We start from the raw sequence: 12,380 nt of genomic DNA, 5'->3' as shown, positions 1-12,380 counted from the left end.
GTTTCTACCCCACTCGTAGTCAGCCCTTCAGGGCTGCAAATCCTAAAAAACTTACTACAAGGGTTTGATTTTTTATAACAAAGAATAATTTTTATTAAATCTAATATTTTTTTGAATTTAAGATGAGATAATTCTCAAAGAAAGTCTGAGGGTTGTTTTTTATGACAATGCTAAACTTGAAACCCACCCATAAACCTGTTAAAGCTTATTATGATGCTTTACAACAGTTTGCGAAATTGGGGGTTTCCCATGAATTAGCGGTGAAAGATGCCTTTGCAGATCTCTTAAAAGCTTGTTGTCAACAATTTGATTTAACCTTAATTCCTGAAAAAGAAATTAAATTAACTACAGGGAAGCGCATTCGCGTAGATGGTGCTTTAGTTCGGGATGGAAGCATTCGATATGGCATTTGGGAAGCCAAAGATAGTCATGATAAATTAGACCGAGAAGTTAAACAAAAATTTGCCGTTGGATATCCTCAAGATAACATTATTTTTCAAGCTCCTGAACGCGCTATTTTATGGCAAGGAGGAAAACAAATCTGTGATGAGGATATTACAAAACCTCAAATTTTAGTCGATACCTTAAAGTTATTTTTTGAATATCGCACTCCTGAAATTGCCCAATGGGAAACAGCAGCATCAGAATTTCGTAGCCGAGTTAAAGATTTATCGGGTAAACTGATTAATTTAATTGAAACTCAACGCAAAACCAACCCGAAATTTATTCAAGCGTTTCGTGAATTTACGGAAATTTGCCGTCAAGCTATTAACCCGAATCTTTCCGAGGCTGCGGTGGAGGAAATGTTAATTCAACATTTGCTAACGGAACGAATTTTTAGACAAATTTTTAATAATCCTGATTTCACCCGTCGCAATATTATTGCGGTGGAAATTGAAAAGGTAATTCAAGCGTTAACGTCTAAATCCTTTAGTCGAGAGCATTTTTTAGGGGAAGTGGATTATTTTTATCGTGCGTTAGAAGATGCAGCCAAAACCATTAATGATTATAGCGATAAACAGCATTTTTTGAATACAGTTTATGAGAAGTTCTTTCAAGGGTTTGCGGTGAAAGTTGCCGATATTCATGGAATTGTTTACACACCTCAACCTATTGTTAATTTTATGGTGAAAAGTGTTGAGGATATTTTAAAAAAAGAGTTTGGCAAGTCGTTAAATGATAAAGGCGTGCATATTCTTGATCCATTTTTAGGGACGGGTAATTTTATTTTACGGGTGATGCAGGAAATTAGAAAAACAGCCCTTCCTTATAAATATGAACAGGAATTACACTGCAATGAGGTGATGTTATTACCTTATTATATTGCTTCGATGAATATTGAGCATCAATATTTTGAAGCAACGGGAGGTTATAAAGCTTTTGAAGGGATTTGTTTAGTTGATACGTTTTCCGATCAACAGGTTCAACAGTTATCGTTATTTACGCCAGAAAATACCGCCAGGGTTCAACGTCAAAGAAGTTCACCGATTTTCGTGATTATTGGAAATCCGCCTTATAATGCTTGGCAGGTTAATGAAAATGATAATAATAAAAATCTAAAATATGAAGAAGTTGATCGACAAATTCGAGAAACCTATGCTAAAGATTCAAAAGCAACCAATAAAAGTTCTCTTTCTGATCCTTATGTTAAAGCAATTCGCTGGGCATCTAATAGGATAGGAGATGAGGGAATTATTGCCTTAGTGACCAATAATAGTTTTATTGATGCTCTTGCTTTTGATGGTATGAGGAAACATTTAGAGAAAGATTTTAATTTAATTTATCTTGTTGATTTAGGAGGTAATATCAGAAAAACTACAGATCCTTCAAAAAGTATTCATAACGTTTTCGATATTAAAGTCGGAGTCAGTATTAATATCTTTATTAGAAAAAATAGATCCAATCAGTCTAAGGATACAAAAATTTATTATGCTAGTGTTGATGAGTTTTGGAGAAAGGAAGAAAAATTAGGATATTTAGAGCAGTCAAAAAGCTATAGTAATATTGAATGGTCACTGATTGAACCCGATCAAAAATCTACTTGGTTAACAGAAGGATTAAAAGATGATTTTGAAAATTTTATACCAATAGGAAATAAAGAAACTAAAGATAAATCAACTCATGAATCAGCAATTTTTAGAAGTTATAGTATGGGTGTGCAGACAAATCGAGATGTGTGGGTTTATAACTTTGATAAAAATTTATTAATTGAAAACATAAAGTTAACGCTACAAAATTATAATCATCAGGTTGATCAATGGAAAACTAAAAGAACACCTAAAGATACAGTAGATTCATTTGTGATTTACGATGACACTAAAATTAAATGGAGTAGTCATTTAAAAGAGTGTTTAAATTCTGAGATTACAGCAGACTTTAACGATGATAAGATTAGATTGTCTATGTATCGTCCATTTTGTGTACAACTTTTATATTTTGACGAAATTTTTAATCATCGTAGAGGTCAATTTCCTTTAATATTCCCAACACCTGATACTGAAAAAGAAAATCGAGTTATTGCTGTAACTAATCATTCACAAATCCCTTTTTTAGTACAAATAACAAATTGTATTCCATCTCTTGATGTCGGTGGTCGTCCTGGTCAATGTTTCCCCTTCTACACCTACGACGAAGACGGAACAAACCGAAAAGACAATATCACCGACTGGTCACTTGAACAATTTAGAAATTATTACCAAGATCAGACTATTACAAAATGGGATATCTTCTATTATACCTATGGATTATTGCATCATCCCATCTACCGAGAACGCTACGCCGCTAACCTCAAACGAGAACTTCCTCGCATTCCCTACGCACCCGATTTTCGAGGGTTTGTCAATGCGGGACAACAATTAGCAGATTTGCATCTCAACTATGAAAAACAACCCGAATATCCGCTTAAATTTATTGAAAATGATGAATTTCCGTTAGATTTGCTGGTGGACAAAATGAAACTCAGTAAAAATAAAACCCAAATTATCTATAATGAATTTCTGACGTTAAGCGGGATACCACCAGAAGTGTTTGAATATCGCTTAGGAAATCGTTCGGCGTTAGATTGGATTATTAATCAATATCAAGTTAAAATTGATAAACGTAGTGGAATTGTTAATGATCCGAACCGTTTAGGCGATGAACAATATATTATGCGGTTAATAAGTCAAGTGATAACCGTTAGTTTAGAAACGGTTAAAATTGTTAATCATTTGCCCGATTTGGGATTATACTAAGAGAAGAAGCCCTGAAGGGCTTACTACGAGTAGGGATGATATGAAAAATTTAGAAGCTTATCAAGATGCGATCGCTTATTTTCGTTCTCCTCAAGCTATTCGAGAACGGTGTAATTTTATCTTTAATTTAGCGTTATCTGATCAGTTACAACATTTCTGTTATCACCCCGAAATGTTAGAAGGTGTCGCTGGTTTTGTTTTAGATAATATTAGACAAAATTATCCTAATCTTCAGGTTCCTTTCCATTCTCGATGGCGACATTTTGAAGTCGGGAATATTCCTCGCCTTGAAAAGTTACAAAAACAGCTAAATGATTTATCTTTAGTAGAACAAACTCAAGCGAAACTAGATTTAGCGATTATTAGTGTTTTATTAGATGCAGGTGCTGGGGAAAAATGGTACTATCAAGAATCTGAAACAGGGTTAGTTTGGCGACGTTCTGAAGGGTTAGCTATTGCAAGTTATGAAATGTTTGGTCAAGGGTTATTTTCAAGTGATCCTGAATTTCCTTTTCAAGTCGATGCTAAAGGATTAATGAATTTAACAGAATCTCAATTCATAAGCGGATTTCAAGTTAATAATAATAATCCTTTAATCGGAATTAAAGGGAGATTAGAACTGTTAAAAAAATTAGGGAAAACTTTATATGATTATCCTCATTTATTTGGAGAATATAACCCTAGACCCGGAAAATTAGTGGATTATTTTTTAACCCAAACCCAAGATAATCAACTGAGTGCGGTTACGGTTTTAACCGCTATTTTAGAAGGATTAGGAGAAATTTGGCCAGGACGATTAACTCTAAATCAGGTTAATTTGGGAGATGTTTGGTATTATCCAGGGTTAGAAGCCTTGGATTCCAAATATCCCTTTGTTCCCTTCCATAAATTATCCCAATGGTTAACTTATTCTTTACTTGAACCTTTGCAGGATTTAGGATTAGAAATTATTGATTTAGATCAATTAACCGGATTAGCAGAATATCGAAATGGAGGATTATGCTTAGATTTAGGATTATTAGAATTAAAAGATCCCAATTTATCTGAAATCTTCCATAAACCCGATTCTAGTGTTATTATAGAATGGCGATCGCTCACCATCATAATACTCGATAAAATTGCTGATATTATCTGCCACAAATTAAACTTCACTCCCCAAGAATTTCCCCTCGTTAAAGTCTTACAAGGGGGAACTTGGAACGCTGGACGTGAGATCGCTCAACAACACCGTTCTGATAGTTCTCCCCCTCTCAAATTAGAGAGTGATGGAACGGTATTTTAAGTTACTTTTGTTAATACAAATACACTACCTACATTTCCCCGTCCGATTCTTAAATCTTCATCTAAATAGGTAATATCTAACCAGCCTTGTTGATCCCGTGCTTGTAAATTAAAATCAATGGCTATAAATTTTTTACCTGTTTCAATATCCGTAATAAAAGGATTAGGGGATTGATAGCCAATAAATCGTTGAGAACCGATAATAAACCGATTAAATTTAACATTGACTCGTTTTTCTGAAACGGGCTCAAATTGGGCGGCGACACTGACTAATCCTTCTAATAACGGTAAACTTTGAACCTCGGCAATATTATAAACTTTTTGATCTGCTACCCGAATACATTGATAAATTTGTCCTAATCTCAACAATGGAAAACGACCGATTCCTAATAATTCATCGCTACTGGTATATAATAATCGCCAATTGCCGTCTAACAGTTGAGGAACGTCCAGGGGTCGAGGGTTGGGGTTGAAGTCCTCTAGTTGAGTAATGGCGGATAAAATAGCAACTTTATCGGTTTCAGTGGCGAGTAACCCTCGATTTTTACCCGCAATCAGTTCTAAGAGGGTGGCTTTTTTTTGATTAATCATAATAAAAAATTATATTATCAAAATAATGAGTTAGCTTTTTAAATCGATAAGACTCGATATAGATTTAACAATATGATACTGTCCATAATCAACTATTGTGTAAAATTACATTAAGTCTAACGTACTTCTATTTGACACCTGAAACTAAAAATGCTCAATCCATCATTGCGCGAAATCCCTGTCCATGAACCGGCGGATGTCATTCCTTCTAAGCAAGAAATTTCACTTCTGACTTGGTTGGAATCAACAGGACGTCTGATCGCGCGCGATACTCCCATTAGTGAAGTCACGGACTACTTGGATGATGAAGAGGAAATCTCGGAACTCATGTCCGTTGATGACTCCGTTTATGATGATGATGATGATGATGATATCGATGAGGACTTATTAGAAGGCTAGGAAGACCGACGAGGGCACTGTCACCGCTTGAGTGAAACCCTTTGTCCTATTTCCAGTCTTTTGACTTTGTGGTGTTGAGGATTAAATTTTTTTGTGGATACCAAATTTTCTTCGGTTAAATCATTCAACTTGTCTGGACAAACCTTACTATTGTTCCTGAGTTTGGGGTTGAGTGTATTCGCCTTGAGTTTAGATGGGGTGAACGGCCAATTATTCCAGATTCAAGGGTCGTTATTTCTGCCTTGGTTAGTGTGTACGGTTGCGGTTTCTGTTTTGGGATCTTGGGTGATTCCAATTTTAGTCCGAATTAAAGCCGGACAATTTATTCGAGAAGATGGCCCCCAAGCGCATTTACAAAAAGCTGGAACTCCAACGATGGGAGGCGTCTTTTTGATTCCTGCGGGTGTAGCGATCGCTGTTATTTTAACTCAATTTCACCCCCATGTAATAGCGGTTTCTGCCTTAACTTTAGCCTACGGATTGATTGGTTGGTTGGATGACTGGCAAATTTTAAGACGTAAATCGAATAAAGGCATTTCTCCTAAAATGAAATTGGCGTTGCAAGTCGGTTTTGCAACGCTATTTTGTTTGTGGTTATTAGCAACTCAATCTCCAACCTTAACCACCGTTGCGTTACCCTTGGGATTCGCAATTCCCTTGGGATTATTATTCTGGCCCTTGGCAATTTTTGTTCAAGTTGCTGAGAGTAATGCCACCAATTTAACCGATGGGGTTGATGGATTAATGGGGGGGTTAGGTGCGATCGCATTTTTGGGGTTAGGTGCGTATTTAGCCCCTACAGCACCGGAATTAACCACCTTTTGTGCTTGTATGAGTGGGAGTTGTTTAGGATTTGTTACCCATAACCGGAACCCAGCAAAAGTATTTATGGGAGATACGGGAGCCTTAGCATTAGGGGGTGCTTTTGCCACTGTAGCTTTATTAACCAATAGTTTGTGGGTGCTATTGATTATTAGTGGAATTTTCTTCGTTGAAACCCTGTCGGTGATTGCTCAAGTTAGCTATTATAAAGCGACCAAAAACTCCGATGGAGTCGGAAAGCGTCTGTTAAAAATGGCTCCTTTGCACCATCATTTAGAATTATCAGGATGGCAAGAAACCCAAGTTGTCGGAACTTTTTATTTGATTAATGCTATCTTAGTTTTAATCACCCTGATCCTAGGTTATTTATCAACCTAAATCTTGCTCTTCCCTCACATCTGGTTTTATTTCCATGACTAACCTTTCTGTTGTTATCCCCGTTTATAATGGTGAAACGGATTTGCCGGATTTAATTGATTGTTTGCGATCGCAAACCTATCCGGCAGATCAAGTAGAATACTTATTGGTTGATAATAATAGTCAGGATAATTCTGTTGCGATTGTCAAGGAATTAGCAGCGCATTCTTCAATTCAGATTCGGTCGTTGTCAGAAAATCAGATTCAAAGTTCATATGCTGCTCGTAATGCCGGAATTCGAGCCGCGACCGGGGAAATTATTGCCTTTACGGATATGGATTGCCGTCCAGAACCTCAATGGTTAGAGGAATTAATTAAACCCTTTTATAATCAAAATATCGGGTTAGTTGCAGGTGAAATCATTGCTTTACCCAGTGAAAATTTATTAGAAAAGTATGCCGATAAACAAGATACTTTATCTCAAAAACACACCTTAAATCATGGGTTTTTACCCTACGGTCAAACGGCTAATTTAGCCATTCGGCGTGTGATTTTTGAACAGGTGGGTTTGTTTCGTCCCTACCTGACTACTGGGGGGGATGCCGATATCTGTTGGCGGATTCAACAACAAACGAATTATCAATTAGAATTTGCACCTCTAGCAACGGTTAAACATCGTCATCGGTCTACGTTCAAAGCCTTACAAAGTCAGTGGCGACGCTACGGACAATCCAATCGTTATTTACACGAACTTCATGGTATTAATTTAATGGAAGGGTTAACCTTTTCTGATTATGTTTATCGCTTAGGACGTTGGGTTTTAAAAGAATTACCTCTCGGTAGCGTAAAACTTTTGATGGGAAAAGCGGAAATCGTGGATTTAGTCAGTACCCCCATCTCGTTATTAAATGGAACTGCTCGCTTTCAAGGACAACAACAATCGAAATTATCTGAACAAGCTGAATGGATTGAACATTTGTAATAAAAATAGAAACGTTATTCTCGGAATATCCTCAACTGAGCTTCATAAATCTACCCCTTTTGTAAAACTTATGATTTTAGGGAAAACTCTGATTATATAAAATTAAATTATATAACGAATGAATCAGCCCGGTTGACTAAAAGCCGAAGCAATACTAAAAACCTAAATTTCCGTTAGAATTCGGTTACTGTTCTGACTAGGTTTATATTTTGAATCAAAAATCTGTATTGAAAATTACAATTATTTAAAATAAAAACCATAAAACCATAAAAATATTTTATCTTAAAAAACAGTTGCTTTTAATGAATTTTTCTTAAGCTTTTGGCTAATTAGAAATAAACTTGGTATGTTTTTAACATCAAGTTAACATTGCTCATTTTCTCAGACTAAGCTCAACTTACAGATTGCACCGCACCAAGCTAAGGACGTCTTTCTCGTTTTAACTTAGAAACCCTAATTTCTCAAAAACCAGTTTTACTGAAATCACTAGCCTATCCTCATCCGATACGCTATTTGATTTGAGTAGTTTACTATTTTCAAGTAGTCCTAGATTAGCTTGGCTATTCTGTCATCACTTCCCCTCTGATTATGCCTCAGCAACCCCCAAAAGTTTATCATCCAGAACTGGGTTATTTTCCCATTCCGGTTTCAAAATCAAAACCTCCACCTAGAATTTGTTTTTTAGGTGGAGGTTTTGCTGGACTCTATTTAATTCCCCCCGAATTTAAACACAGGAAAATTTCCCCTTCATTCTAACTTAACTCCCAACAAGCTTTATAAACTCTTCAGTATTGCACTCAGTCATGTCTAAACTTAATTCAGATCAAGCTTTATTGTCAAATCAACAATTGGAGCGAATTCTCTTATGGAAATTATCAAGAAGAAAAACCATAAATTGCTGTCTAAAATCCCGGGTTCGTTAATAATTTTGTTGGTAATTTTCTTACACTTATTGACCGAAAATATGAGATTTTGCTCCCATCGAAATTCCAACTTTTTTCTGTTAAAAATTATTTGTTTTAGCATTCCCAACGATCCAGATTTATATCCATTTTTAGATTATCCTATATATCCTGGAGCTAGATATGAAGGCGTTAATATTAACCAATATTTTCTCATCGGAATTTTAGAAGATGGAACAGAAGTAACGATTACAAGCAACGATTTGAATAGTTCTCATGATAATTTTTTAAGAAATATATTACCTCAAATTGAAAAGCAGAATCTTAAACTGATCGAAAATTATGTTAAAATTTATGAACAAAAATCCAGTTTTAATCTAGTGAGGCTGCGTTTAGAAAACCATCCCTTAGTAATTACCCGTGAAGGAGTTAATTCCACAGAAAAAGAAGTCGTTGTCGATCTGAAGTTGTAAAGCCTATTGAATCAACATTATTAATTGTAGGGGGAATGAACACGACCGTTTTCACCCTTTTTAGGGGATAATTCAAAGTAGACCTGTTTGTTGACGAAATCGCCATGACTCGATTTAGACTGTCTCAACAACACTTAAATTTGTTGTCTCTGTGTCCCCGAAAGTTTCAATATACCTATTTAGATCAATTGGTTTCCCCCATCTCTCCAGAGGATGAGGAACGCATCACTTGGGGAAATCGATTTCACCTGTTGATGCAGCAACATGAGTTAGGATTACCGGTGGAAGCATTACTCACGGAAGACCTTGAATTAAAACGCTGTTATACTGAATTTTTAAGTGTTGCATCGGATATTTTTACGTTAAATTCTGATCAGCAAAATTTAAGATTTCGAGAAGCAGAACATTACCGAAGTTTAAATTTCAAGGATGATTTATTAGTTGCTATTTATGATTTAATTAAAGCCGAGGAACAACAAGCGCAAATATTTGATTGGAAAACCTATCCTCGTCCCCAAAATCGCCATCTTTTAGAACAAAATTGGCAAACTCGATTATATCTTTATCTTTTAGTCGAAACCAGTCAATATTTACCCGAACAAGTTTCGATGACCTATTGGTTTGTTAAGTCTCCTCAAAAACAACCTCCTCAATCTTTACACTTTCCCTATACTGAACAACAGCATCAAAAAAATCAACAAGATTTAACCCAACTGATTGATCAATTTCATCACTATTTAGAGGGTTATGAACAAGGTAAACCCTTTCCCCAGGTTGATATAACTCAAGGATATTGTAAATCTTGTCAATTCGGGATTCGTTGTCAACGAGTTCCTGAAGAATTAGCACTTGATCAACCTTTAAATTCTCTGAATCTTTATAATATTGATCAAATTCAAGAAGTTACAATCTAAAGGATTAATCTTTTTACCTATCACTGTTCCCTGTTCCCTACTATATGTGGCAAATTCAACCAACTTTAGATGTTCCTGAATGGGTAATTCCTATTATTCAAGAGTATGCACCTCAAAGTTCAGGAAAATATATTGCTCAATTATTGCTTCGCCGAAGAATACAAACCCCTCAACAATTAGTTGGATTTTTAAATCCTCAATGTTATCAATCTGCAAGTCCCTTTGAGTTTGGAATTGAGATGGAAAGGGCCGTTGAACGATTAGTTTTAGCGCGAAATAACCAAGAAATTGTAACCATTTGGGGAGATTTTGATGCTGATGGGATTACTGCAACTTCTGTGTTATGGGATGGATTAGGACAATTTTTTAATCGTGAAAACCAGCAACTATCTTATTATATCCCTAATCGATTAATAGAATCTCATGGATTAAATTGTACTGGAATTGATCAATTATATCAACAAGGATGTCGGTTAATTGTTACCTGTGACACGGGAAGCACCAACTTAAAAGAAATTGAATATGCTAATCAATTAGGAATTGATATTATTGTAACGGATCATCATACTTTGCTCGAAGAAAGACCGCCTGTTATTGCGATTATTAATCCCCGTTATTTATCTCCAGATCATCCTTTATATCATTTATCAGGCGTTGCCGTTGCTTATAAATTAGTCGAGGCATTATATGAAATTTTACCCAATATTCCTCAACGTCCCTTAGAAGATTTATTAGATTTAGTTGCGATTGGTTTAATTGCTGACTTAGTTCAACTCAAAGGAGATTGTCGTTATTTAGCTCAATTAGGAATTGAAAAATTACAACAACAATTAAAAAATCCAACCCGTCCAGGGGTCGCTAAACTGTTAGAACTCTGTAAACGAACAGGCGATCGCCCGACGGATATTTCCTTCGGTCTTGGCCCTAGAATTAATGCCGTGAGTCGCATTTATGGCGATGCTAAATTCTGTGTTGAACTCCTCACCAGCCGAGATAAAAAACGCTGTCAACAACTCGCTTTAGAAACCGAATTAGCCAATACTCGCCGTAAAGCATTACAACAAGATGTGACCCGTGATGTTATGGCAAAATTAAGAAAAATAGATTTATCAACTACTCAAGTTATTGTGTTATCCGATGCTCAATGGCCGGGAGGAGTTTTAGGTTTAGTGGCGGGTCAAGTCGCTCAAAATTATGGACGACCGACGATTTTATTAACCACCGAAGGAACAATTAATTTATCCGGTTATGGAGATCAATTAAGTCAGAATTCAGAGTTTAAATTAGCTAGAGGTTCTGCTCGTTCAGTAAATCAAATTGATCTCTATGAATTAGTTAAAAGTCAATCCCATCTTTTACATCGATTTGGGGGTCATCCCTTAGCCGCTGGGTTAAGTTTACCCGTAGAAAATATACCTATTTTTACCGATGCTATTAATCGCCAAATGCGAGAACAAGTTGAATCGGATTTAGAAGAAATTGGACAACGGAATATTCAAGTTGATTTAGTTTGCACCGTTGCCGAATTAGGGGTTGATTTATTTCAAGAATTAAAACTATTAGAACCTTGTGGAATGGGAAACCCAGTTCCGAAACTTTTAATTCAAAATTGTTGGTTTACAAATGCTTGGCATTCTTTAGAACAAGATGTTAGAGGACGAAAAGTTCAATATATTAAAACCACTTTTGAACTGTGGGATGAGTCCACCACAACGGGATTTCCGGGGGTTTGGTGGGGACATTATAAAGATGAATTGCCAGAGGGACGTTCAGATGTTTTAGTTGAACTGGATTTTAATACCTTTAAAAAACAATATGAAATTCGCGTATTAGAATTATATTCTGCTGAAAATCAAGCTCTGATCTCATCGATTAATTTTGCTGATCACCCGATTTTAGATTATCGAAATCAACCCCTAGATGAACGTTTATCTAATTCGGAAGGAAGTCAAAATCCATTAATTCTCAAAGATTGTCCAACGTGTTGGGAAGACTTACAAGCTTGGTTTCGACGCGCCTATACTCAAAAAAAACCCTTAGCGATCGCTTATACCTTACCTGAATTATTACCTCCTGTCAAAATTTGGGAACAACTCATTGGAATTGCAAAATATCTTAGTCGTACCCATCAAGCCGTCACCCATCAACAACTGCGCCATCAATTAAACCTCGGAGGAATCCCCTTAAAAATAGGTTTTGAAGCCTTAAAACTCCTAGGATTTAAAATTGAATATCGGGATCATTCCTGTTATATAACTCGACAGGATTTATCACCCTTGAATGCTTCCCCAACTCTTCCCCAATTAATCCAAACCTTTTTAATTGCTGTTCAAGAAGAACAGTTTCGGCGCGAATATTTTTGTAATGTTCCTGTTTCAACCCTAGAATATTTTGCTATTCAAACCATGAAAAATATAGGAGTTTAA

Annotated in this window: 9 protein-coding genes; 8 read left to right on the top strand and 1 reads right to left on the bottom strand. The window is 36.0% G+C overall.

Annotated features, from left to right (window positions below):
* Positions 1 to 161: 161 nt before the first annotated feature.
* Positions 162 to 3,233: a type ISP restriction/modification enzyme gene (locus tag NMK36_RS24860; protein WP_254174878.1), complete on the top strand. Its 3,072-nt coding sequence runs from the start codon at positions 162 to 164 to the stop codon at positions 3,231 to 3,233.
* Positions 3,234 to 3,273: 40 nt separating this feature from the next.
* Positions 3,274 to 4,515, top strand: a complete 1,242-nt coding sequence (locus tag NMK36_RS24855) for a URC4/urg3 family protein (protein WP_072718005.1) — start codon at positions 3,274 to 3,276, stop codon at positions 4,513 to 4,515.
* Here NMK36_RS24855 and NMK36_RS24850 read toward each other — a convergent pair.
* Positions 4,512 to 5,105, bottom strand: a complete 594-nt coding sequence (locus NMK36_RS24850; protein WP_072718006.1) for a PAP/fibrillin family protein — start codon at positions 5,103 to 5,105, stop codon at positions 4,512 to 4,514. The two genes, NMK36_RS24855 and NMK36_RS24850, sit on opposite strands and share 4 nt — an antisense overlap.
* 150 nt (positions 5,106 to 5,255) lie before the next feature.
* Between NMK36_RS24850 and NMK36_RS24845 the strand changes: the two genes are divergently transcribed.
* The 6 genes from NMK36_RS24845 to recJ all read left to right on the top strand — a co-directional run bounded on the left by NMK36_RS24845 (position 5,256) and on the right by recJ (position 12,380).
* The gene (locus NMK36_RS24845) at positions 5,256 to 5,504 is read left to right on the top strand and encodes a DUF3134 domain-containing protein (RefSeq protein ID WP_072718007.1); all 249 of its coding nucleotides are present in this window, start codon (positions 5,256 to 5,258) and stop codon (positions 5,502 to 5,504) included.
* Between the two features lie 93 nt (positions 5,505 to 5,597).
* Positions 5,598 to 6,704, top strand: a complete 1,107-nt coding sequence (gene mraY, locus NMK36_RS24840; RefSeq protein WP_072718008.1) for a phospho-N-acetylmuramoyl-pentapeptide-transferase — start codon at positions 5,598 to 5,600, stop codon at positions 6,702 to 6,704.
* A gap of 34 nt (positions 6,705 to 6,738) precedes the next feature.
* Positions 6,739 to 7,665, top strand: coding sequence for a glycosyltransferase (locus tag NMK36_RS24835; protein WP_072718009.1), 927 nt, complete (start codon positions 6,739 to 6,741; stop codon positions 7,663 to 7,665).
* Between the two features lie 964 nt (positions 7,666 to 8,629).
* Complete coding sequence (locus NMK36_RS24830; protein WP_139294981.1) at positions 8,630 to 9,040, top strand: hypothetical protein; 411 nt, start codon at positions 8,630 to 8,632, stop codon at positions 9,038 to 9,040.
* Positions 9,041 to 9,144: 104 nt separating this feature from the next.
* Positions 9,145 to 9,954, top strand: coding sequence for a PD-(D/E)XK nuclease family protein (locus NMK36_RS24825; RefSeq protein WP_072718011.1), 810 nt, complete (start codon positions 9,145 to 9,147; stop codon positions 9,952 to 9,954).
* A gap of 44 nt (positions 9,955 to 9,998) precedes the next feature.
* Complete coding sequence (gene recJ / locus NMK36_RS24820) at positions 9,999 to 12,380, top strand: single-stranded-DNA-specific exonuclease RecJ (RefSeq protein ID WP_254174877.1); 2,382 nt, start codon at positions 9,999 to 10,001, stop codon at positions 12,378 to 12,380.

Origin of the sequence: Planktothrix pseudagardhii (assembly GCF_904830925.1) — a bacterium.
GTDB classification, from domain to species: domain Bacteria; phylum Cyanobacteriota; class Cyanobacteriia; order Cyanobacteriales; family Microcoleaceae; genus Planktothrix; species Planktothrix tepida.
Note: the sequence above shows the minus strand (reverse complement) of the source record. Positions and strands in the feature narration are given on the sequence as shown.

Bases quoted from the DNA above. Each gene is read 5' to 3' on its own strand.
- NMK36_RS24855 (WP_072718005.1), top strand. From the start codon at position 3,274: ATGAAAAATTTAGAAGCTTATCAAGATGCGATCGCTTATTTTCGTTCT.
- NMK36_RS24845 (WP_072718007.1), top strand. From the start codon at position 5,256: ATGCTCAATCCATCATTGCGCGAAATCCCTGTCCATGAACCGGCGGAT.
- NMK36_RS24825 (WP_072718011.1), top strand. From the start codon at position 9,145: ATGACTCGATTTAGACTGTCTCAACAACACTTAAATTTGTTGTCTCTG.
- recJ (WP_254174877.1), top strand. From the start codon at position 9,999: ATGTGGCAAATTCAACCAACTTTAGATGTTCCTGAATGGGTAATTCCT.
- NMK36_RS24835 (WP_072718009.1), top strand. From the start codon at position 6,739: ATGACTAACCTTTCTGTTGTTATCCCCGTTTATAATGGTGAAACGGAT.
- NMK36_RS24850 (WP_072718006.1), bottom strand. From the start codon at position 5,105: ATGATTAATCAAAAAAAAGCCACCCTCTTAGAACTGATTGCGGGTAAA.
- NMK36_RS24860 (WP_254174878.1), top strand. From the start codon at position 162: ATGACAATGCTAAACTTGAAACCCACCCATAAACCTGTTAAAGCTTAT.
- NMK36_RS24830 (WP_139294981.1), top strand. From the start codon at position 8,630: ATGAGATTTTGCTCCCATCGAAATTCCAACTTTTTTCTGTTAAAAATT.